This window comes from Arthrobacter sp. H35-D1 (assembly GCF_030063185.1).
Lineage (GTDB): Bacteria > Actinomycetota > Actinomycetes > Actinomycetales > Micrococcaceae > Specibacter.
Map to the genome: position 1 here is coordinate 296,400 of NZ_JASISP010000003.1, position 23,170 is coordinate 319,569.

The following is a 23,170-nucleotide window of genomic DNA, read 5'->3' on the forward strand; positions in this document are numbered from 1 at the left end:
TGCACACATCGTCACTGTCTACTTTAGGCGCATCTGCTGCCCGGTTCGACGTACAGCGCGAAGATGCGTAGAATGGTTTACCGGTGTTCAAGCGCCATGATGATTCACGCCTGCAAGTCGGTTTGGAAAGCCGGCTTTCAGACGGTAAGTTGTTCATGGTTATTAGCACTGAATGGATTTCTCTGACACAGCTGGCAACACCAGCATTTGAATTCCAAAGGGTAGTGGCGCAATTGGTAGCGCAGCGGTCTCCAAAACCGCAGGTTGCAGGTTCGAGTCCTGTCTGCCCTGCGCATGAGCACAGCGGGTGTGCCGCACGAACATTTCGTGCAGGTTAGCCAGTGTTCGGGCGAATATTTTGTATAGCGTGCAGTCCGAATTCACGGACTTGCGGGTAATCCAACAAATGATGAGTGAGGCACTGGTGACCGAAACTGCTGCAAGCAGCTCCAAGGGCCCTGCCAAAAAGGCAACTAAGCCCGTCAAACCGGGGTTCTTTAGCCGGATGGCTCTCTTCCTCCGCCAAGTCATTGGCGAACTGAAGAAAGTTGTCACCCCCACTCGCAAAGAGTTGCTCAACATGACCGCCGTTGTACTGGTATTTGTTGTCATCGTGATGGGCATCGTTACCGTCTTGGATCTGGGCTTCGGCAAGGCCGTGCTGTGGATCTTCGGCGGCAACATAAACATCGAGCAGTAAAACGCTCAACTTGGCCGACCTCGCCGAAACACTTCGGCATGGGGTCGGTTTGAGCCATTTAAGAAACGCACAAGGAAAGCAGGAAATTCGTGTCTGAGCTGGAGCCCGAGGCAACGTACAGTGAGCAGGACCAGGACACTGTGGTTGCTAATGCTGCAATCAATGCCGACCTTGATGCTGTTGCAGAAGACGCTGCAGGGGCCGCAGAGCCTGCTGCCGCAGACGACGTTGCTGCCGCAGAGCCTGCTGCCGCAGAGCCTGCTGCCGCAGACGACGTTGCTGCCGCAGAGCCTGCTGTCGCGGAAGATGCCGTGGATGCGGAAGATTCCGACGCTGAGGATGCCGACGCAGAAGTCGCAACAGAGCCCGAGGTTGACCCCGCGGACGAGTTCAAGGCCATGCTTCGCCGCCAAGAGGGTGACTGGTACGTCATTCACTCCTACGCAGGGTATGAAAACCGCGTCAAGGTCAACCTTGAGTCGCGCAGCCTGTCGCTGAACATGGAAGATTTCATCTTCGAAATTCAGGTCCCCATGGAAGAAGTGGTGGAGATCAAGAACGCGCAGCGCAAGGTTGTCAACCGCGTTCGCATCCCCGGCTACGTGCTGGTGCGCATGGACCTCACCGACGCATCGTGGGGCGTTGTCCGCCACACTCCCGGCGTTACCGGCTTTGTGGGCAACGCCCACAATCCCGTGCCGCTGCGCTTGGACGAAGTTTTCTCGATGCTTGCTCCGGTCTTTGAGGAGCAGCAAGCCGAAGAGACGGGCGTCCCGCTGCGTCACGACCCGATTGACGCGGTCATCGACTTCGAAGTCGGCGAAGCCGTCATCGTCAAGGATGGCCCGTTTGAAGGCCTCTCGGCTTCGATCTCCGAGATCAAGCCCGAAGCCCATCAGCTGGTCGTGTTGGTATCCATCTTTGAGCGTGAAACCCCCGTCACCCTTGCCTTCAACCAGGTCACCAAGATCTAGTTGCCCACAATTTTCGTTCCGCGGGAGTTTGCTTAGCTCTTCGTGAAACGTTCGGCCGGACGCCATTCGGCCACCCACCTGGACGCGCTCCGTCGTCCCAGGAAAGTTATTGAGAGAAGAGGACCCTACAGTGGCTCCCAAGAAAAAGGTCACCGGCCTTATCAAGCTGCAGATCCAGGCAGGCGCCGCCAACCCGGCACCTCCCATCGGTCCCGCGCTTGGTCAGCACGGCGTCAACATCATGGAATTCTGCAAGGCGTACAACGCTGCCACGGAATCCCAGCGCGGAAATGTCATCCCCGTTGAAATCACGGTTTACGAAGACCGTTCTTTCACCTTCATCACCAAGACCCCGCCGGCTGCACAGCTCATCAAGAAGGCTGCAGGCGTCGCCAAGGGTTCAGCTACCCCGCACACCGTCAAGGTTGCCCAGCTGACCAAGGCACAGGTCACCGAGATCGCCACCCAGAAGATGGTTGACCTCAACGCAACAAACATCGAAGGCGCCGAGAAGATCATCGCCGGCACCGCCCGTTCCATGGGTATCACCGTCGAGGCTTAAGCCCCTCCAATCGGAGTTGAGATTCTCGAGACCCCGACGCACCACCCAATTCATCAAGAACGACGTCGTCCAGCCCACCTTGGGTGGATGGCGACGGACGTAGTGGCAGGGCCCGCGCGGTCCTAATGACCACAACTGCACAAGGAGAAACGCAGCATGGCAAAGCGCAGTAAAGCATATGAGGCAGCTCAGGCGAAGATCGATGTGGACAACACATACGCACCCTTCGACGCCATCAAGCTCGCCAAGGAGACAAACCCGTCCAAGTTCGACGCCACCGTTGAGGTTGCCTTCCGCTTGGGTGTAGACCCTCGCAAGGCGGACCAGATGATCCGTGGCACGGTCAACCTGCCCCACGGTACCGGCAAGACCGCACGCGTTCTGGTTTTCGCAACCGGTGAGCGTGCCGAGGCTGCTATCGCAGCCGGCGCCGACTTCGTTGGCACCGACGACCTGATCGAAAAGATCCAGGGCGGCTGGACCGACTTCGACGCAGCCGTTGCCACCCCTGACCTCATGGGCAAGGTTGGCCGTTTGGGCAAGGTCCTCGGGCCGCGCAACCTGATGCCGAACCCAAAGACCGGCACCGTCACCAACGACGTCGCCAAGGCTGTCAACGACATCAAGGGCGGCAAGATCGACTTCCGCGTCGACAAGCACTCCAACCTGCACTTCATCATCGGCAAGGTATCCTTCGACGCCGTGAAGCTGGGCGAGAACTACGCAGCCGCTTTGGAAGAGGTGCTGCGCTTGAAGCCGTCCGCTTCCAAGGGCCGCTACCTGCAGAAGGCTACCGTCTCAACGACGTTTGGCCCCGGCATCGCCGTGGATCCCCAAGCGACAAAGGTAGTCATCGAAGACTAAGTTTCACTACTTGAAAAGGAAGGGCGTTGCAGCACGTGGCTGCAATGTCCTTCCTTTTTTTGTAAACTGGTGGGAAGCAGCGGTCGCCACACGTTTTCAATTGGGGAATGGGCGGGCATGGCACAGCCATTGTTCGCCCGCATAGACGGATAGCTACGGGGTAATGAAGCCATGACAGTCATCAGCATCGAACAGTTGCGGATTCCAGAGACGCTCGACGGCGACTCCGCCACTGATTTTCGGCAAGCCGTTGAAGTCTCCCGGCAAGTCCGCGTCAAAACCTGGGGCAACGACAAGCTGGCTTACACGGCAGAGGAGCTCTTTGCCCAGTGTCACGATCCCTATGAGTGGTATGTGGTGCTGATTGCCCGTAGGGGAGCGGAGATCATTGGCAGGGTCGGCATCGCCTTGCCCTTGGACGACAACACTGAAATGGCCCATGTCACCCTTGACGTGCTGCCTGCGGCCGAGGGGCTTGGACTGGGCCGGAAGCTACTCGAAGCAGCCGAACTGTTTGTGAAGGGTGAGAACCGCAAAGTTGTCATGGTTGAGACAAGCCACCAGGCGTCGGCGTTGGACGGCGGAGGCACTGAGCTGATCCCTGCATCCCAGGGCAGTGGCTCGCTGCCGCTGAGCAGCAGGGAGGCCCGCTTTGCCTACAGCGCCGGCTATGACTTGGAGCGGGTGGAACAATTTAGCGTCTGCGCGCTGCCCCTGCAGACCGGACTGATCGAAGAGTTGGTCGAACGCGCGGTGGCCGTGCACCAAGGCGCCTACCAGGTGCATGGGTGGATGGACAGCTGCCCGGAGCAATGGGCACAGGACTTTGTGCGTCTGGAGCAGGAGACCGGGGACGACGGCGGCCATCCCGAGGAGGCGTGGGACGTCGCCAGGTTGCGTGAAGCCGAGGAGATGTCCGCGCTCACCGGAAGGCGCACCTTGGTCAGCGCCGCGGAATGCCTGGAAACGGGCGCCTTGGTGGGGTTCACCTCCATTTCCATTTTGGGCAGCCGCAAGGATGTGGCTTTTCAGGACGACACCTTCGTTGAGGAATCCCACCATGGCAGGGATATCGGGCTGCACATCAAGGTGGCCAACCTGGAACAGCTCATGCGCCTGTTGCCGCAGTTGGAAACGATCTACACGTGGAACGCTCCGGAAAAGGACTACATGCGCTCCGTGAATGCCGAGCTGGGATTCGTCAACGCCGGCGTCACGGGGCTGTGGCGCAAGGACTTCAACGCCAGTGACTAACGCGATTGAATGACGCCATTGGCCAAGGGACGGTGACCAATTCAAGCGCCGGTGACCAATGGTGTTTGGCTCGATTTGGAATCCTTGCGGGCGCTCCTGTATTCTTGGGAAACCAAAGACCGTCGGTCGATGTCAATCTCCCCCAGCCAAGCCATGCAGCATGCATGGGATTGCGCTGGAACTGGGCCGGGTTGTCATCCTAAAGTCCTTATATGGACGGCCAGCGCAGGTGCACAAAGCTTATTGAGCAGTGTAGAACCGGAAGTAATTCCTGGAACTGCTGCAAAAACGCCCCGTACACCTGTGCGGGGCGTTTTTATTTGCCCAAGGCCCAGCTTGCTGGGGCAGGGCAGGGCTGGAACAGACTGGCATATATTCCCGGAAGGAGGGTTATGGCAACGCCAACAAAGGTGGCTGCAGTTGCAGAAATCGCACAAGATTTCAATGATTCAACTGCAGCAGTCCTAACCGAATACCGTGGGCTCACCGTAGCTCAGCTCAAGGAGCTGCGCGTTTCTCTCGGCCAGGACACCAAGTTCTCGGTTGTTAAGAACACCCTGACGGCCATTGCGGCGAAGGAAGCTGGTGTTGGCGCTTTCGAGGGTCAGCTGAGCGGCCCCACCGCCATTGCCTTCATCAAGGGTGACGCCATTGCAGCAGCAAAGAGCCTCACGGATTTTGCAAAAGTCAACAAGCAGCTGATCATCAAGACCGGCTTCTTCGAAGGCAAGGCTCTCAACGCCTCGGAGGTAGCCGCACTGGCTGCCCTCGAGTCTCGTGAACTGCAGCTGGCCCGTGTTGCCGGCGTCCTCAAGGCTCCGATGGCCGCCGCAGCGCGCACCCTCGATGCCCTGCGTTCGAAGCTGGCCGAAGGCGCTCCCGTTGAAGAGGCTCCGGCCGCTGAGGAAGCACCCGCCGCTGAAGAAACGCCTGCAGCTGAGACCACCGAGGCCTAAGGCCCCACGCCAGCCCAAGATGCCGCTGACGCGTCATCATGGGCGCCGGGCGCGTGGGCTCATCGTGGCCCAATAGATTTTCCCTGGATCCATGAGGATTTGGGTTTTAAGATTCGGCCTTCGGGCCTTGTACATAGAAGGAGCGCCACCCATGGCTAAGCTCACCAACGACGAGCTCATTGCAGCTTTCAAGGAACTGTCCATCATCGAGCTCTCCGAGTTCGTTACGCTCTTCGAAGAGACCTTTGAAGTTACTGCAGCTGCCGTTGCAGTTTCAGGCCCCGCCGGTGGCGGTGCAGCTGAAGAAGAAGCAGAGCAGACTGAATTCGACGTTATCCTCGAAGCAGCCGGCGACAAGAAGATCGCAGTGATCAAGGAAGTCCGCGCGCTGACTTCCCTCGGCCTGAAGGAAGCCAAGGAGGTCGTTGACGCGGCTCCCAAGGCTGTTCTCGAAGGTGCAACCAAGGAAGCTGCCGAGAAGGCCAAGGACGCTCTCGAAGCTGCCGGCGCCACGGTTACCGTCAAGTAATCACCTCGCGTTTCTCGAAAAGCCCCGCACCGGTTGGTGCGGGGCTTTTCTGCGTCCAGGGGCTTCCTCGCCGCGGTACCGGCATTCCCTCGGCCGCTTTCCGACCGCCGGCCACGGACGGCCTTGCGGTCTCCCCGACGCGGCCTACGGAAACACCGGCCCCGCGCCCAGACTGCAGGCTGGCCGCAAGGCAGCGGAGCCGACATTTTTTGTAGGCGACGTAAAGGAGACGCCAAAGGCCGCTCGCGGCCGACGCGTCGGATAGTCCCCAAGCGCTCCCGCCGCTCGCAAGCTCGCAGCGGGTCCCTCGCGCTCGTGGGCCCAACCGAGGGAATGCCAGCTCCGCCGAAGATCGCAAGCGCTGGTGTGTTATTCGGGGACGGAGATGTCTGCGACGGTGGCGTTCAATGCCAGGATGAGGGCGTCGGCGTCGACGAACAGGCTGAAGCCGTGCTCACCGGCGCCCATGGAAACGCGGCGGCCCCGGACTGATTCGTCAACGAAGACCGGCCAGGCCGTGGTGCTTCCCAACGGCGTGATGGTGCCGCGTTCGTAACCGGTGGCGGCGAGTGCCACGTCGGCGGCAGGCATCTGCAGCTTGTTCACGCCCACGGCGGCGCGCAGTTTGGGCCAGGAGATGGAGCGTCCACCCGGCACAAGGGCAAAGAGGAAGGCTCCGTCGCTGCGCTTGAGGACAAGGGACTTCACGATGTCCGCGGTCTCAATGCCCAGGAGGACGGCAGCCTCAGCCAGCGAGCTTGCGGCGGCTCTGGCAACGATGTCCACCGCCAAACCGCGGTCAGCCGCATCCGCAGCAACCCTGGCACGGCCAGTGGGTCCGGGGGCTGGACTCACTCAGCGTCCAGGAACAAGAGCAGTGCCTCGCCCTGGCCGCCGCCTCCGCAGAGCGAAACTGCAGCCTTGCCGGAGCCTCGGCGGCTTAGTTCAAGGGCGGCGTGGAGTGCCAAGCGGGCGCCGGAAGCGCCAATGGGGTGGCCCAGGGCAATGGCACCGCCGTGGATGTTGCATTTTTCCGGCGGAAGCTGAAGGTCGCGCATCGACTGGACGGCGACTGAAGCAAAAGCCTCGTTGATCTCGACAAAGTCAAGATCCGCAACGCTCCAGTTGGTCTTTGCCAAGGCACTTTCGATGGCATGGGAGGGCTGGGAATGAAGCGTATTGTCGGGCCCGGCCACCTGCCCGGATGCGCCGACGACAGCAAGCCACGCGAGCCCGTGCGCCTCGGCGTAGCTGCGGGAAGCCAGCACCAGGGCACTGGCCCCGTCCGAAAGCGGGGATGAGTTCCCGGCCGTGATGGCGCCGTCGGCCGTGAAGGCCGGACGCAGGCCAGCCAGGGACTCCACGGTGCTCTGGGGGCGGATGCCTTCATCCTTGTCGAGCACCAACGGTTCACCTTTGCGCCGGCGCAGCGTGACGGGCACAATTTCACTCTCGAAGACGCCGGCGTCAGCGGCGGCCGCTGCGCGCTGGTGGGAAGCGGCGGCAATCTCGTCCTGTGCGGTGCGGGAGATGCCCAAGAGAATATTGCCCCGCTCGGTGGAAAGGCCCATGGAATCGTTGTCGAAGGCGTCGGTCAAACCGTCATGGGCCGCGACATCGAGCGCTTGTACGGCCCCGTAGCTCCAGCCCCTGCGCGAACCGGGAAGGATGTGCGGCGCCTGGGTCATCGACTCCTGCCCGCCTGCCACAACAACATTTGCCTCGCCGCTGCGGATCATTCGTGCGGCATCGATAACGGCCGTCAGGCCGGACAGGCACACCTTGTTGATGGTCACTGCGGGCACATTCCAACCAATGCCGGCGCCAACCGCGCTCTGCCGCGCAGGATTCTGACCGGCGCCGGCCTGCAACACCTGCCCCATGACCACGAAATTGATGCAGGAGACGTCCACTCCGGAGCGCGACACGGCTGCTGCAATGGCCTTGGAGCCAAGCTCGACGGCGGTAAAGGGCGCCAATTGCCCGTTGAGCTTGCCCTGCGGGGTGCGGGCTCCTGCAAGAATTACCACATCGTTTGATAGTGCAGTCATGGCCGCAGTGCTCCTTGAAACTCGTTCCGTGCGCATCCTCATTGATCCACACTTGTTCTCCATAGAATGTAACAGCATCACCCGGCAGGTTATTTCGGGCAACGGCAAGGGGCAGCAAGTTGCTGTGTGATGGGGCTAATAGTGGGCCCGGAAGTACCCGAAAACCCGCCAAAAATCAGGCATCTGGGTGGCACACAAGGTTGATACTTGCCATTTATTTGATACTGGGGTAGACACGCGGGCATAAAATACTGTAATGTAGATCTTTGCGTATCCCTCTTAACCTTCAGCCTTCATATAGCGGTGGGCTTTGTTTCGGTCAGGAGTCAAGGACGGCATGCAACATGAGGCATTTTACGCCAATATGTTGCGCTTTCCAAGACTGTTCTGGCCAGCGTTCCACCGGGTTTGATGACCAGGTGTGAATCGGGTGAGGGTCGTAAGAACAAGCCTGCAGGTCTGTGGAAGGATCCCTCTTGGTCGCCTCGAGCACCTCTAATGTAAATAACGCTGCAACCGCTATCGATTCAAACAGCACCGATGGTGCAAAGAGTCGCCTCTCATTCGCAAAGATTCACGAGCCGCTTGACGTGCCGAATCTGCTTGCCCTCCAGACCGAGAGCTTTGACTGGCTCGTAGGAAATGGGCGCTGGCAGGACCGCATGCAGTCAGCCGTGAATGCCGGCGATGACAGCGTGGCCGTCACCTCCGGACTATCCGACATTTTCGAAGAAATTTCACCCATTGAGGATTTCCAGGGCACCATGTCCCTGTCCTTCACTGAGCCGGAATTCTCTGACCCCAAGTTTACCGTTGACGAGTGCAAGGACCGCGACGCCACGTACGCCGCGCCGTTGTACGTCAAGGCCGAGTTCATGAACAACTTGACCGGTGAAATCAAGCAACAGACTGTCTTCATGGGTGATTTCCCGCTCATGACCAACAAGGGCACGTTCGTCATCAACGGCACCGAGCGTGTTGTTGTGTCGCAGTTGGTCCGCTCCCCGGGTGCTTACTTTGAGCGCACTGCGGACAAGACCAGCGACAAGGAAATCTTCACCGCCAAGATCATCCCCTCACGCGGTGCATGGTTCGAGCTGGAGATTGACAAGCGCGACCAGGTTGGCGTTCGCCTCGACCGCAAGCGCAAGCAGTCAGTCACCGTACTGCTGAAGGCCCTCGGTTGGACCGAAGGCCAGATCCTGGAAGAGTTCGGCGAGTTTGACTCCATCCGCGCCACCTTGGAAAAGGATGCCACCACCGGCCGCGAAGATGCCCTCCTGGACATCTACCGCAAGCTCCGCCCGGGCGAGCCGCCGACCGTTGACGCCGCCGATGCGCTGCTGCACAACCTGTACTTCAACCCCAAGCGCTACGATCTGGCCAAGGTTGGCCGCTACAAGATCAACCGCAAGCTTGGCATCGACATGCCGTTGAGCGACCCCGAGGCTTCGGTGCTGAGCGTGGACGACATCGTTGCCATGATCAAGTACCTTGTCGCCTTGCACGCAGGAAAAAAGACCACCAAGGGCCATCGCGATGGCGCTGAAGTGGATCTGCGCGTTGATGTTGATGACATCGACCACTTCGGCAACCGTCGTATCCGCGCCGTGGGTGAGCTCATCGAGAACCAGGTCCGTACGGGTCTTTCCCGCATGGAGCGCGTTGTCCGTGAACGCATGACCACCCAAGACGTCGAAGCGATCACGCCGCAGACCCTGATCAACATCCGTCCAGTTGTGGCAGCCATCAAGGAGTTCTTTGGAACTTCCCAGCTCTCGCAGTTCATGGACCAGAACAACCCGCTGGCCGGTCTGACGCACAAGCGTCGCCTGTCCGCGCTGGGCCCGGGCGGTTTGTCCCGTGACCGTGCAGGGATGGAAGTTCGAGACGTTCACCCGTCGCACTACGGCCGCATGTGCCCCATTGAAACTCCTGAAGGCCCCAACATTGGGCTGATCGGTTCCTTGGCGTCCTATGGTCGCATCAACCCGTTTGGCTTCATCGAGACCCCTTACCGTCGTGTCAAGGAAGGCTTCGTTTCCGACGAAGTTGACTACCTGACGGCAGACGACGAGATGGAAGTTGTCATCGCCCAGGCCAACGCGCCGCTCGATGCCAACAACCACTTCGAGGAAGACTCCGTGCTGGTCCGCCAGCGCGGCGGTGGCGGCGAGCCTGTCCTGATCCCGGCTGATGATGTCGAGTACATGGATGTTTCCCCGCGCCAGATGGTATCTGTGGCAACCGCCCTGATCCCGTTCCTCGAGCACGACGACGCCAACCGCGCCTTGATGGGTGCGAACATGCAGCGTCAAGCAGTGCCGCTGGTCCGTTCCGAGTCCCCGTTCGTGGGCACCGGCATGGAGCGCGCCACGGCAGTCGACGCCGGTGACGTTGTCATTGCGAAGAAGGCCGGTGTGGTTTCGGAAGTGTCCGCCGACGTCGTTGTCATGTTGAACGACGACGGCACGGAGATCAGCTACCCGATCGCCAAATACCAGCGTTCAAACCAGGGAACGGCCTACAACCAGCGTGTTCTGGCCTCAGAGGGCCAGCGCCTGGAAGTTGGCGGAATCATCGCCGACGGCCCGGCAACGGACATGGGCGAGCTTGCCTTGGGCAAGAACCTGCTGGTTGCCTTCATGTCTTGGGAAGGCCACAACTACGAGGATGCCATTATCCTTTCGCAGCGCATTGTTGCTGAAGATGTGCTTTCCTCCATCCACATCGAAGAGCATGAGATCGACGCCCGCGACACGAAGCTTGGTGCCGAGGAAATCACCCGGGACATCCCGAACGTTTCCGAGGAAATCCTGGCTGGCCTGGACGAGCGCGGCATCATCCACATTGGTGCAGAGGTTGAAGCCGGCGACATCCTGGTTGGGAAGGTCACGCCCAAGGGTGAAACCGAGTTGACTCCGGAAGAGCGCCTGCTCCGTGCCATCTTCGGTGAGAAGAGCCGTGAAGTTCGCGACACTTCCTTGAAGGTTCCCCACGGCGAGTCCGGCACAGTCATTGGCGTCCGCGTCTTTGACCGCGACTCCGAAGACGACCTGCCTCCCGGCGTGAACCAGCTGGTCCGCGTCTACGTTGCCAACAAGCGCAAGATCACCGACGGTGACAAGCTTGCCGGCCGCCACGGCAACAAGGGTGTTATTTCCAAGATCCTCCCGATCGAAGACATGCCCTTCCTTGCAGACGGCACGCCCGTTGACATCGTGTTGAACCCGTTGGGTGTTCCTGGCCGCATGAACGTGGGCCAGGTGTTGGAAATCCACCTCGGGTGGGTTGCCAAGACCGGCTGGAAGGTTGAAGGCGAGCCGGACTGGATCAAGGACCTGCCCAACCTGCCGCGTGAAACCGGTCAGACCAAGGTTGCCACCCCCGTGTTCGACGGTGCTCGTGATTCTGAAATCACCGGGTTGCTCGATTCCACCAACGTAACTCGCGACGGCGACCGCCTGATCGATTCCAGCGGCAAGACCATGCTCTTCGACGGCCGCTCCGGCGAGCCGTTCCCGGACCCGGTCTCGGTGGGCTACATGTACATCTTGAAGCTCCACCACTTGGTGGACGACAAGATTCACGCCCGCTCCACCGGACCGTACTCCATGATCACCCAGCAGCCCTTGGGCGGCAAGGCCCAGTTCGGTGGCCAGCGCTTTGGCGAGATGGAAGTTTGGGCGCTGGAAGCATACGGTGCGGCGTACACGCTGCAGGAATTGCTGACCATCAAGAGCGATGACATCCATGGCCGCGTGAAGGTCTACGAAGCCATCGTCAAGGGCGAGAACATCCCGGAGCCGGGCATTCCGGAATCCTTCAAGGTTCTGATCAAGGAAATGCAGTCGCTGTGCCTGAACGTGGAAGTCCTTTCCACCGACGGCGCCACGATTGAGATGCGTGACTCGGATGAAGAAGTCTTCCGGGCCGCGGAGGAGCTGGGCATCGACCTGTCACGGGCCGAGCCGAACTCTGTCGAAGAAGTTTAGCGGGAAATTTCGGCGGCGCGCAGCTGCGTCGCCGAAAGAACCTTCACTTCCTCCCGTACCCGCCAAGACATTCAGACTTTAGAGAATTAGAGAGAACAGGACCCATATGTCCAGCGAATCCTCCTTCGGCACTATGCAGATTGGCCTGGCCACCGCGCAAGATATCCGCGACTGGAGCCACGGCGAAGTCAAGAAGCCGGAAACTATCAACTACCGCACGCTCAAGCCGGAAAAAGACGGCCTGTTCTGCGAGAAGATCTTCGGACCTTCACGCGACTGGGAATGCTACTGCGGCAAGTACAAGCGCGTGCGCTTCAAGGGCATCATCTGCGAGCGTTGTGGCGTTGAAGTCACCCGCGCAAAGGTGCGCCGCGAGCGCATGGGCCACATTGAGCTGGCGGCACCCGTCACGCACATCTGGTACTTCAAGGGCGTTCCCTCGCGCTTGGGCTACCTCTTGGACCTTGCACCGAAGGACCTTGAAAAGGTCATTTACTTCGCCGCCTACATGATCACCAGCGTCGACGACGAAGCCCGCCATGCTGAACTGCCGAACCTCCAGGTTGAGCACGACCTGGAGAAGAAGCAGATGGTGGACACTCGTGACAGCGACATCGCCACGATCGCCCGCAATCTTGAAGGTGAGATTGCACGCCTCGAAGGCGAAGGCGCCAAGGCCAGCGACAAGAAGAAGGCCCGCGATTCTGCGGACCGTCAGATGGCCAACGTGCGCAAGCGCGCCGACGCTGACATCGACCGCCTCGAGCAGGTGTGGGACCGTTTCAAGGCGCTCAAGGTTGCCGACCTCGAAGGCGACGAAGCCCTGTACCGCGAATTGCGTGATCGTTACGGCATGTTCTTCGAAGGTGCCATGGGTGCCGAAGCCATCAAGAGCCGTCTTGAGACCTTTGACATGGCCGGTGAAGCGGAGATCCTGCGCGACATCATCGCCAACGGCAAGGGCCAGCGCAAGACGCGTGCCTTGAAGCGCCTGAAGGTTGTCAACGCGTTCCTGACCACCAACAACAGCCCGCTGGGCATGGTCCTGGACGCCGTCCCGGTCATCCCGCCGGAACTGCGCCCCATGGTTCAGCTCGACGGTGGCCGTTTCGCCACCTCGGACTTGAACGACTTGTACCGTCGAGTGATCAACCGCAACAACCGTCTCAAGCGACTGCTTGATCTGGGTGCTCCGGAGATCATCGTCAACAACGAAAAGCGCATGCTGCAGGAAGCTGTTGACTCGCTCTTCGACAACGGCCGCCGAGGCCGTCCCGTCACCGGGCCGGGCAACCGACCGTTGAAGTCGCTCTCCGACATGCTCAAGGGCAAGCAGGGACGCTTCCGCCAGAACCTCCTGGGCAAGCGCGTGGACTACTCGGGCCGTTCGGTTATTGTTGTTGGTCCGCAGCTGAAGCTGCACCAGTGTGGTCTGCCCAAGCAGATGGCGCTGGAGCTCTTCAAGCCTTTCGTGATGAAGCGCCTGGTTGATCTAAACCATGCACAGAACATCAAGAGCGCCAAACGCATGGTGGAACGTTTCCGTCCCCAGGTGTGGGATGTTCTCGAAGAGATCATCACCGAACACCCGGTGTTGCTGAACCGTGCACCAACCCTGCACCGTTTGGGTATCCAGGCGTTCGAGCCGCAGCTTGTTGAAGGCAAGGCAATCCAGCTTCACCCGCTGGTTTGTGGTGCTTTCAATGCTGACTTCGACGGTGACCAGATGGCAGTGCACCTGCCGTTGAGCCCCGAAGCACAGGCTGAGGCGCGCATCCTGATGTTGTCCTCGAACAACATCTTGAAGCCCTCTGATGGACGCCCCGTGACCTTGCCGTCACAGGATATGATCATCGGCCTGTACCACTTGACCACCAAGCGCGAGGGTTCAGTCGGCGAAGGCCGTGTGTTCTCCACGTCTGCAGAGGCCGTCATGGCCTACGACGCCGGTGAGTTGCACTTGAACTCACAGGTCAAGATTCGTTTGAAGAACTTCGTTCCGGGTCCCGAGCGGAAAGGACCGGTTGACTTCGAAGCCGGCGAGTCGGCAATCATCGACACGTCGCTGGGACAGGTCATCTTCAATGACACACTGCCTGCCGACTACCCGTGGGTTGAGTCCGTGGCGGACAAGGGCCAGCTCTCCGAGATCGTCAACGACCTCGCCGAGCGGTACCCCAAGGTTGTTGTGGCAGCCACACTGGACAACCTGAAGGATGCCGGTTTCTACTGGGCAACCCGTTCAGGGATCACAGTTGCCATCTCCGACATTGCGGTGCCTGTCTCCAAGCCGGCAATCCTTGAAAGCTACGAGGTCAAGGCCGCCAAGGTCCAGGCCCAGTACGACAAGGGTTTGATCGCCGACGACGAGCGCCGACAGGAGCTCATCGACATCTGGAACCAGGCAACGAATGAGATCGCCGAGTCGATGCGGGCCTCGTTTGCCGCCACGAACACGATCAACCGGATGGTTTCCTCGGGTGCTCGAGGCAACTGGATGCAGGTTCGTCAGATCGCCGGTATCCGCGGCCTTGTGGCAAACCCGAAGGGTGAAATTATTCCTCGCCCGATCAAGTCTTCCTACCGTGAAGGCCTGTCGGTCCTTGAGTACTTCATTGCCACCCACGGTGCTCGAAAGGGTCTTGCCGATACTGCTTTGCGTACGGCTAACTCCGGTTACCTGACCCGTCGTTTGGTTGACGTCTCGCAGGATGTCATTGTTCGTGAAGACGACTGTGGCACCGAGCGCGGCTTGACGTTGCCGATCGCCGTGGTCAACTCCACGGGTGAGATCGTGCTGCACGAGGAAGTCGAGAACAGCGTTTACGCCCGTACCTTGGCTTCTGAGGTTCTCGACTCCGACGGCACTGTGCTCGCGGCCGGCGGCGACGACGTCGGAGATGTCCTCATTGCCAAGCTGTTCGCGGCCGGCATTGAAGAGATCAAGGTACGGTCTGTGCTCACCTGTGAGTCAACGGTTGGTACTTGTGCCCTGTGCTATGGCCGGTCCTTGGCCACCGGCAAGACCGTGGACATCGGTGAGGCCGTGGGCATTATTGCCGCACAGTCCATTGGTGAGCCTGGCACGCAGCTGACCATGCGCACCTTCCACACGGGTGGTGCTGTTTCGGCCAGCCGTGGCGAGGACATCACCCAGGGTCTGCCCCGTATCCAGGAGCTCTTCGAAGCACGTACCCCCAAGGGCGTTGCTCCGATCGCGGAAGCTGCCGGTCGCATCAACATTGATGAGTCCGAGAAGACGATGCGTTTGGTTCTCACCCCGGACGACGGCACCGAAGAGATCGCGTATCCGGTACTCCGACGCGCACGCCTCCAGGTAGCTGACGGCGAGCATGTTGAAGTAGGCCAGAAGCTCATTGTGGGTGCTGTTGACCCCAAGCAGGTTCTGCGTATCCTGGGCCCGCGTGCCGCACAGAAGCACCTCGTTGAGGAAGTTCAGCGCGTTTACCGCAGCCAGGGCGTGGGTATCCACGACAAGCACGTGGAGGTTATTGTCCGCCAGATGCTCCGTCGCGTCACAGTCATCGAGTCCGGCGACTCGAAGCTGCTCCCGGGCGAGCTTGCCGAGCGCGGTCGCTTCGAGACGGAAAACCGTCGCGTCGTGTCCGAAGGCAAGAAGCCTGCTTCGGGCCGTAACGAGCTGATGGGTATCACCAAGGCTTCCTTGGCTACCGAATCATGGCTCTCCGCGGCTTCCTTCCAGGAAACCACCCGCGTTCTGACGCAGGCGGCCATGGAAGGCAAGTCGGACCCGCTGTTGGGTCTGAAGGAGAACGTGATCATCGGCAAGTTGATCCCTGCCGGCACCGGCCTTCCGCGCTACACCGACGTTACGGTGGAGCCCACGGAAGAAGCCAAAGCGAACCTGTTCACCGGTCCGAGCGCTTTCAGCGACTTTGACTATGTGGGCGGCGTGGGAGAACTAGGCGCCGAGTTCCGAGCCATCCCCCTGGATGACTACGACCTGGGCACCAACTTCTCCGGCTAGCAGCAAGATAGTGCGATAAGAGAGTTGCCGAAGGGCCCGAACCGAGCGTGCGAGGTTTGGGAGGCAACGATCGGGCGGGTGGCCGGCTTCCTGAGGGAGGCCAGCTGCCCGCCGTCGTCCGTTAAGCAAACGCTCCCGCAGATTTGGGGCGTTTGTTGGGAACGCTCCAGCACCTTCCGGCCGCACTGCGCGGGTCCTGTGCGGCACGGGAGGGTCCGATTTCAGGTCAGGGCTTATCCCGTGATAACGTAGTGAGTAATTGTTAGTGTGGCAGTGGATAAGAGTGTCAATTTTCTTCGTTGAGGCGTGGAAAGTGGATGCGGGTCCGGGTTGTACGGTTCTTGTACAGCGAATGCCACATTTTTGCATGCCTAGGCGCTGTGAAGTCGCCCAGTCTGCGACTACCAGTAAACGGCTTATCCCCACCGACTGATTCATGCAATCGGCGGGGCCAGCAACACGAGAAAACTCTCGAGAAAACAACGGAGAACACGAAAGTGCCTACGATTAACCAGCTGGTCCGAAAGGGCCGGACACCCAAGGTCACCAAGACCAAGGCTCCCGCATTGAAGGGCAGCCCCATGCGTCGCGGCGTTTGCACGCGCGTCTACACAACCACCCCCAAGAAGCCGAACTCGGCTTTGCGCAAGGTTGCACGTGTGCGCCTCAACGGTGGCGTGGAAGTTACCGCTTACATCCCCGGCGTAGGCCACAACCTCCAGGAGCACTCCATCGTGCTCGTTCGTGGAGGCCGTGTTAAGGACCTTCCCGGTGTTCGTTACAAGATCGTCCGCGGCGCATTGGATACCCAGGGCGTCAAGAACCGCAAGCAGGCACGCAGCCGCTACGGTGCAAAGATGGAGAAGAAGTAATATGCCTCGCAAGGGTCCGGCCCCCAAGCGGCCGCTAGTTGTAGATCCCGTATACGGTTCCCCCTTGGTCACTCAGCTGATCAACAAGGTTCTCGTCGACGGCAAGAAGTCAACCGCAGAGCGCATCGTTTACGGTGCACTTGAGGGTGTTCGTGAAAAGACCGGTGCTGATCCCGTAGTTGCCTTGAAGAAGGCCATGGAGAACATCAAGCCGAGCCTCGAGGTCAAGTCCCGCCGTGTTGGTGGCGCCACCTACCAGGTTCCGGTTGAAGTCAAGCCGGGTCGTCAGACCGCTCTTGCCCTTCGCTGGTTGGTTGGTTACTCGAAGGCTCGCCGCGAGAAGACCATGACCGAGCGTCTGCGCAACGAAGTTCTGGATGCCTCCAATGGTCTTGGTGCCGCTGTCAAGCGTCGCGAGGACACCCACAAGATGGCAGAGTCCAACAAGGCTTTCGCCCATTACCGCTGGTAACTAGAGCCATGAGAATGCTGGCGGCAACCCCGCCGGCATCCCTCCAGCTCATCTCTAGAAAAGGGAGAAACCGTGGCACAGGACGTGCTTACAGACCTCAACAAGGTCCGCAACATCGGCATCATGGCTCACATCGATGCCGGCAAGACCACCACCACTGAGCGCATCCTGTTCTACACGGGTGTGAACCACAAGCTCGGCGAGACACACGATGGTGCTTCAACGACTGACTGGATGGAACAGGAAAAGGAACGCGGCATCACCATCACGAGCGCCGCCGTGACTTGCTTCTGGAACGAGAACCAGATCAACATCATTGACACGCCCGGCCACGTTGACTTCACAGTTGAGGTCGAGCGCTCATTGCGTGTGCTTGACGGCGCCGTTGCCGTTTTCGATGGCAAGGAAGGCGTGGAGCCGCAGTCCGAGACTGTTTGGCGTCAGGCCGACAAGTACAATGTTCCGCGTATTTGCTTCGTCAACAAGATGGACAAATTGGGTGCTGACTTCTACTTCACCGTAGACACCATCATCAACCGTTTGGGCGCCAAACCCCTCGTGATGCAGCTGCCGATCGGTGCTGAAAGCGAATTCACTGGCGTCGTCGACCTGTTGACCATGAAGGCCTTCGTTTGGGCTGGCGACTCCAAGGGTGACGTCACCATGGGTGCCGCTTATGAAATTCAGGAGATCCCCGCGGATCTGCAGGACCGCGCTGAAGAGTACCGTGCTGCACTCGTTGAGGCAGCTGCCGAGGCTTCCGAAGAGCTCATGGAGAAGTACCTTGAAGGCATTGAGCCCTCCATCGAGGAGCTGAAGGCTGGCATTCGCAAGCTGACCGTGAATTCGGAGATCTACCCCGTGTTCTGTGGTTCGGCATTCAAGAACCGCGGCGTTCAGCCCATGCTCGATGCTGTCATCGAGTACTTGCCGAACCCGTTGGACGTCGGCGCCATGATCGGTCACGATCCCCGCAACGAGGAAATTGAGCTCACCCGTGAGCCCAGTGAGGAAGCGCCGTTCTCGGCTCTTGCCTTCAAGATCGCAACGCACCCGTTCTTCGGCCAGTTGAACTTCATCCGCGTGTACTCCGGCAAGGCAACTCCCGGTACTCAGCTGCTGAACTCGACCAAGCAGAAGAAGGAACGCATCGGCAAGCTCTTCCAGATGCATGCCAACAAGGAAATGCCGGTAGCCGAGGTTCACGCAGGTCACATCTACGCTGTGATCGGCCTCAAGGACACCACTACAGGCGACACCTTGTGCGATCCTGCGAACCCGATCGTGCTTGAATCGATGACCTTCCCCGCTCCCGTGATCTTCGTGGCCATTGAGCCGAAGACCAAGGGTGACCAGGAGAAGCTGTCCACGGCTATCCAGAAGCTCTCCGCCGAGGACCCGACGTTCACCGTCAACCTCAACGAAGACACCGGCCAGACTGAAATTGGCGGCATGGGCGAGCTCCACTTGGATATCCTGGTGGACCGCATGCGTCGCGAATTCAACGTGGAAGCCAACGTTGGCAAGCCGCAGGTTGCTTACCGTGAAACCATCAAGCGCGCTGTGCCCAAGTACGACTACACGCACAAGAAGCAGACCGGTGGTTCAGGTCAGTTCGCCAAGATCCAGATCTCCATTGAGCCGCTGGATACGCACGACGGCGAAATGTACTCATTCGAGAACAAGGTCACTGGTGGCCGCGTTCCGCGCGAATACATCCCCAGCGTTGACCAGGGCATCCAGTCCGCATTGCCTGACGGCGTGCTGGCCGGCTACCCGATGGTTGGCATCAAGGCCCAGCTGCTCGACGGCGCGTCCCACGATGTTGACTCCTCCGAAATGGCCTTCAAGATCGCCGGTCGTATGGCGTTCAAGGAAGCCGCTCGGCAGGCCAACCCGGTTCTGCTCGAACCGTTGATGGAAGTTGAAGTCCGCACCCCTGAGGAATACATGGGTGAAGTAATTGGTGACATCAACTCACGTCGCGGCCAGATGCAGTCCATGGAGGACGCAAGCGGTGTCAAGGTCATTACGGCTCTTGTTCCCTTGTCCGGCATGTTCGGTTACATCGGCGATCTACGGTCCAAGACCCAGGGCCGCGCAGTGTACTCGATGAAGTTTGACAGCTATTCTGAGGTTCCGAAGGCAGTAGCCGACGAGATCATCCAGAAGGCCCGCGGCGAGTAGTCGCACCTTGCTTGGGCCTGTTCCTGCACCTTATGCTGTGGCAGGCCCAAGCAGCAGTAATTTCTTAAATATCAAAAGCCCCCAGTAGACTTACTTTGGATTTCGGTGACGAATAGCGTCGCTGAGAGTAAGTCAACAGCAAACGTTCTAGGAGGAACCCGTGGCGAAGGCAAAGTTCGAGCGGACTAAGCCGCACGTTAACATCGGCACCATCGGTCACGTTGACCATGGTAAGACCACGTTGACGGCTGCCATTTCCAAGGTACTTTATGACAAGTACCCCGATCTCAACGAGGCGCGTGATTTCAGCACCATCGACTCGGCTCCCGAGGAGAAGCAGCGTGGAATCACGATCAACATCTCCCACGTTGAGTACCAGACCGAGAAGCGCCACTACGCACACGTAGACGCTCCCGGCCACGCTGACTACATCAAGAACATGATCACCGGTGCTGCCCAGATGGACGGCGCTATCCTGGTGGTTGCTGCGACTGACGGCCCGATGGCGCAGACTCGCGAGCACGTTCTGTTGGCCCGCCAGGTTGGCGTTCCCTACCTGCTGGTCGCACTGAACAAGTCCGACATGGTTGACGACGAAGAACTTCTCGACTTGGTCGAGATGGAAGTTCGTGAACTGCTCTCCTCACAGGGCTTCGACGGCGACGAGGCACCTGTTGTCCGCGTTTCCGGCCTGAAGGCCCTGGAAGGCGACCCGGTATGGGTCAAGTCCGTTCAGGACTTGATGGATGCCGTTGACGAGCACGTCCCGAACCCGGTTCGCGACAAGGACAAGCCGTTCCTGATGCCGGTTGAAGACGTCTTCACCATCACCGGTCGAGGAACTGTTGTGACGGGCCGCGCCGAGCGTGGAACCCTGAAGATCAACTCTGAAATTGAGATTGTCGGCATCCGCCCGGTCCAGAAGACCACGGTTACCGGTATCGAAATGTTCCACAAGCAGCTCGACGAGGCTTGGGCCGGCGAGAACTGTGGACTGCTGCTCCGCGGCATCAAGCGCGAAGATGTTGAGCGTGGCCAGGTCATCGTGAAGCCGGGTTCCATTACCCCGCACACCGATTTCGAAGCCAACGTCTACATCTTGGCCAAGGATGAGGGCGGGCGTCACAACCCGTTTTACTCCAACTACCGCCCGCAGTTCTACTTCCGCACCACGGATGTTACCGGCGTCATCACCTTGCCTGAGGGCACGGAAATGGTTATGCCTGGCGACAACACCGAAATGTCGGTCGTGCTGATCCAGCCGATCGCCATGGAAGAAGGCCTCGGCTTCGCTATCCGCGAAGGCGGCCGCACCGTTGGTTCAGGTCGTGTCACCAAGATCCTCAAGTAGTCTTTAGACATACTTGTAGTTCTGCGGAAGGGTCCCAGCTCCGGCTGGGGCCCTTCCTTGTTGTTTCATGCTTAAAGTACGACGGCGGGAGCCCACCTTTTTGTGAAAGGTGGGCTCCCGCCGTCGTAAGCTCTGCGAAAGAAAGCGGGCGCGCCACAGGAAGCTGCAGTGGTCAGGAAGCTGCAGTGGTCAAGGTGATGCCGTCAACCAGCTGCTGCAGCAATGTGGTGTCCACGCCTGCATCGGGGTCTGTGACTATGCTCAGCAGGGTCAGCCCATAGAAGGCTGAGCCGGGGAAGTGCATGCCCACCACGGACGCGATGCGCGGCACGGAGCCGCTGTCCTTGAAGTTCACGGCGACGGCGTAGAGCTCCTTGCCATCGCCGGGCAGGCTTCCTTCTGAAACTACTTGGCCGGCAAATTCACTTTGGTAGTAGGCAGCCATTTTCTGGGTCCACTCGATGGTCTGCGCGTAGTTGCCAACCTGCTCGTCATCGCGCACCACCGAGAGGAGCGTGCCGCCGGGCAGGCTGAATTGTTCGGTGCCCGGGCCTGCACTGGACTCAGCCACGGTGGCGGACCCTTCCGGCAGGGTGGCAGTGAAGCCGATGGTTGACTCAAATTGTGTGCTCATGTGTGTTGGGCCTTTCGCCGTTGGACAAGATTGTGTGTCACGGAATTTCCTGGCTTCTTGGTCGATCAGCCTTCGTCCCTGGTGATTTGCTCAAAGCCTGCACCGTGCGGAGGTTTGTATCCGGTGCTGATATTGCTTGTCACCTCGCGCTCGGTGCCAACCTTGAGGCTGGCCACGCCGGTGTCAACATCCACCAAATTGTCTTCCGTGTGGGCGACCGCATTTACCTGGAGCGTCACGCCGGAGGCTTCGTAGATGTCCTTCAAGTCACTGGCAGCCGCCAAGTCGTTTCCGGAGGCTTGGTTGGTCAAGTAGCTGCTGATCAGGTCCTTATTCTCTTCGGTGTTGTATATTTCCATTTTGACAGAGCCCTGTCCGCCGACCCCACTGGTGGCGGACAGGCCATCCTTTTGGCCAATGGGGGTGCCCGGAGTGTCGACGCGGAGTTCTTGGTCCATGGCAAGGGTGCCTTGAACCGTCAACGTTAGCCGCTCAATGCTGTGGTCCTCGTTCATGTTGATATGGATTCTCGCGGAGCCGTCGCCGCTGAGTGACTGCCCGGCGCCCAGGTCCAGGTCGGCCTTGGCGCTGACAGTCAGTCCGGCAGTGGAGGTCCCCGTGGAGAGGTTCTGTTCGTAGTCCATCTCCAGGCGAGCTGAAACCGAGGCGTCGTCATTGAGCCCGCCGTGCCCTCCCACAGAGATGCTACCCAGTGCACTGTCAGTGGATCTCAGCGAGCCATTCTCCTTGGCGGCGTTGTCCAGAGTGCCCATGACGTAATCGGCGGGATTGGACACGGCATCTTTGGCGTTGCCGAATCCGTCCGGCGGCAGGTCGTCCACCATTTGATCCAAAGCGGCTTCAGCCTCCTTGCGGGAGGAAAACTCGTAGGTTCTGCTGATCTCGCCCGAGAGGGTGGCGTCCACCCCTGCCTTGGTTCCGGGGGTGTTCACGCCGCCGCCGGCGCCGCCGGAAACCTTGACCGTGGCCGAGCCATCGGCGTTCTCAGTAATGGTGGCACCAATGTGGGCTTCTCCATGGACCCATGCAACTTGGCCCTCCACCCGGAACTTGCCGTCGTCGGTGTACATGGGAATGGACTCTTTGCCCTTTTCCACAAGGTAGTCGTTGACTGCCCGGCGCACATCCGGTGGGAGGCTGCCTTTCAAGGCGGCCAGTTCCACGGCGAGCGGCACATTGTTGGGGCCGGTGCCCTCAATAATGTATTTCTGCTCTTCTTCGGACAAGCCTTCCCACCAGGCGCGAACCTCTGCTTCCGAGGCATCGCGCATCGAGTGCAGCTCATCCTTCAGCTCATTATGTCGTTCAACGCGCTCCAGATGTTCCTTGGCGCCGTCTTTGATCCGCTGCAGGGTACGATCCCAGAAACCGGGTTCGCTTCCGCCATCGCCGCCATCGCCGCCATCGCCGCTATCGCTGCTGGAAGCCTTTTCCTGTTCGGCGGCCTGTGCCACCAAGGTCTTGGCAGTGGTGGTGAGGAGGTCCTGGGCCGAGTTGAGCTGCGGGCGCATCCGGCCCTGCCAGTCCGAGCGCATCCGTGCGGCGTCGGGTCCTTGCCAGCGGCTGTGCAGGATCACCGGATGCAGCATTGCAACTGTTCGCCTCAGCTTCTGGGACGACTGGTTGAACAGGGTGGCCAGCTCACGCAATTGCGCGGGATCCGCTCCCAGCATGTTCTCGTTCATGGGGTTCCTTTGCATGGGCCCAAACACTCTTGGTCCCGCGTTTCAATTGTTCGA

At 59.7% G+C, this 23,170-nt stretch carries 17 protein-coding genes and 1 tRNA gene; 14 read left to right on the forward strand and 4 right to left on the reverse strand.

What is annotated here, in order from left to right:
• Window positions 1-218 precede the first annotated feature (218 nt).
• The 8 genes from QMG25_RS06530 (at window position 219) to rplL (ending at window position 5,839) form a co-directional block, all read left to right on the forward strand.
• Window positions 219-291 (forward strand) — tRNA-Trp (locus QMG25_RS06530).
• 118 nt (window positions 292-409) lie between these two features.
• Window positions 410-700: a preprotein translocase subunit SecE gene (gene secE, locus QMG25_RS06535; protein ID WP_283458559.1), complete on the forward strand. Its 291-nt coding sequence runs from the start codon at window positions 410-412 to the stop codon at window positions 698-700.
• 89 nt (window positions 701-789) lie between these two features.
• Window positions 790-1,674, forward strand: a complete 885-nt coding sequence (nusG, locus tag QMG25_RS06540; protein WP_283458399.1) for a transcription termination/antitermination protein NusG — start codon at window positions 790-792, stop codon at window positions 1,672-1,674.
• 130 nt (window positions 1,675-1,804) lie between these two features.
• Window positions 1,805-2,236 carry a 50S ribosomal protein L11 gene (gene rplK, locus QMG25_RS06545; RefSeq protein ID WP_283458401.1) on the forward strand — a complete coding sequence of 144 codons (432 nt, stop codon included), beginning with the start codon at window positions 1,805-1,807 and terminating at the stop codon, window positions 2,234-2,236.
• A gap of 156 nt (window positions 2,237-2,392) precedes the next feature.
• Window positions 2,393-3,100, forward strand: coding sequence for a 50S ribosomal protein L1 (gene rplA / locus QMG25_RS06550; protein WP_283458404.1), 708 nt, complete (start codon window positions 2,393-2,395; stop codon window positions 3,098-3,100).
• A gap of 171 nt (window positions 3,101-3,271) precedes the next feature.
• Window positions 3,272-4,354 (forward strand): GNAT family N-acetyltransferase, encoded by a 1,083-nt coding sequence (locus tag QMG25_RS06555; protein ID WP_283458406.1) that lies wholly within the window; start codon window positions 3,272-3,274, stop codon window positions 4,352-4,354.
• A 392-nt stretch (window positions 4,355-4,746) separates the two neighbouring features.
• Window positions 4,747-5,310: a 50S ribosomal protein L10 gene (rplJ, locus tag QMG25_RS06560; protein ID WP_349307113.1), complete on the forward strand. Its 564-nt coding sequence runs from the start codon at window positions 4,747-4,749 to the stop codon at window positions 5,308-5,310.
• A gap of 151 nt (window positions 5,311-5,461) precedes the next feature.
• A complete protein-coding gene (gene rplL / locus QMG25_RS06565) occupies window positions 5,462-5,839 on the forward strand; it encodes a 50S ribosomal protein L7/L12 (protein ID WP_283458408.1) in 378 nt (125 codons plus the stop codon).
• A gap of 369 nt (window positions 5,840-6,208) precedes the next feature.
• Here rplL and QMG25_RS06570 read toward each other — a convergent pair whose 3' ends face one another.
• Window positions 6,209-6,694 (reverse strand): aminoacyl-tRNA deacylase, encoded by a 486-nt coding sequence (locus tag QMG25_RS06570; RefSeq protein WP_283458410.1) that lies wholly within the window; start codon window positions 6,692-6,694, stop codon window positions 6,209-6,211.
• Complete coding sequence (locus tag QMG25_RS06575; RefSeq protein WP_283458412.1) at window positions 6,691-7,890, reverse strand: acetyl-CoA C-acetyltransferase; 1,200 nt, start codon at window positions 7,888-7,890, stop codon at window positions 6,691-6,693. Before QMG25_RS06575 ends, QMG25_RS06570 begins: the two co-directional genes overlap by 4 nt.
• Before the next feature lie 476 nt (window positions 7,891-8,366).
• Between QMG25_RS06575 and rpoB the strand changes: the two genes are divergently transcribed.
• The 6 genes from rpoB to tuf all read left to right on the forward strand — a co-directional run bounded on the left by rpoB (window position 8,367) and on the right by tuf (window position 20,776).
• On the forward strand, window positions 8,367-11,885 hold the full coding sequence (rpoB, locus tag QMG25_RS06580) for a DNA-directed RNA polymerase subunit beta (RefSeq protein ID WP_283458413.1): 3,519 nt from the start codon (window positions 8,367-8,369) through the stop codon (window positions 11,883-11,885).
• 106 nt (window positions 11,886-11,991) lie between these two features.
• Window positions 11,992-15,894 carry a DNA-directed RNA polymerase subunit beta' gene (locus QMG25_RS06585; RefSeq protein ID WP_283458415.1) on the forward strand — a complete coding sequence of 1,301 codons (3,903 nt, stop codon included), beginning with the start codon at window positions 11,992-11,994 and terminating at the stop codon, window positions 15,892-15,894.
• A 497-nt stretch (window positions 15,895-16,391) separates the two neighbouring features.
• Window positions 16,392-16,766, forward strand: coding sequence for a 30S ribosomal protein S12 (gene rpsL / locus QMG25_RS06590; RefSeq protein ID WP_038464715.1), 375 nt, complete (start codon window positions 16,392-16,394; stop codon window positions 16,764-16,766).
• 1 nt (window position 16,767) lies between these two features.
• Window positions 16,768-17,238 (forward strand): 30S ribosomal protein S7, encoded by a 471-nt coding sequence (gene rpsG / locus QMG25_RS06595; protein WP_038464713.1) that lies wholly within the window; start codon window positions 16,768-16,770, stop codon window positions 17,236-17,238.
• Between the two features lie 72 nt (window positions 17,239-17,310).
• On the forward strand, window positions 17,311-19,425 hold the full coding sequence (gene fusA, locus QMG25_RS06600; protein WP_283458425.1) for an elongation factor G: 2,115 nt from the start codon (window positions 17,311-17,313) through the stop codon (window positions 19,423-19,425).
• 160 nt (window positions 19,426-19,585) lie between these two features.
• Window positions 19,586-20,776, forward strand: coding sequence for an elongation factor Tu (gene tuf, locus QMG25_RS06605; protein WP_283458426.1), 1,191 nt, complete (start codon window positions 19,586-19,588; stop codon window positions 20,774-20,776).
• Between the two features lie 172 nt (window positions 20,777-20,948).
• Here the strand turns inward: tuf and QMG25_RS06610 are convergent, their stop codons facing one another.
• Together QMG25_RS06610 and QMG25_RS06615 are read right to left on the reverse strand one after the other, a co-directional pair.
• On the reverse strand, window positions 20,949-21,410 hold the full coding sequence (locus QMG25_RS06610; protein ID WP_283458427.1) for a hypothetical protein: 462 nt from the start codon (window positions 21,408-21,410) through the stop codon (window positions 20,949-20,951).
• 65 nt (window positions 21,411-21,475) lie between these two features.
• Window positions 21,476-23,116 (reverse strand): WXG100 family type VII secretion target, encoded by a 1,641-nt coding sequence (locus QMG25_RS06615; protein ID WP_283458430.1) that lies wholly within the window; start codon window positions 23,114-23,116, stop codon window positions 21,476-21,478.
• Window positions 23,117-23,170 lie beyond the last annotated feature (54 nt).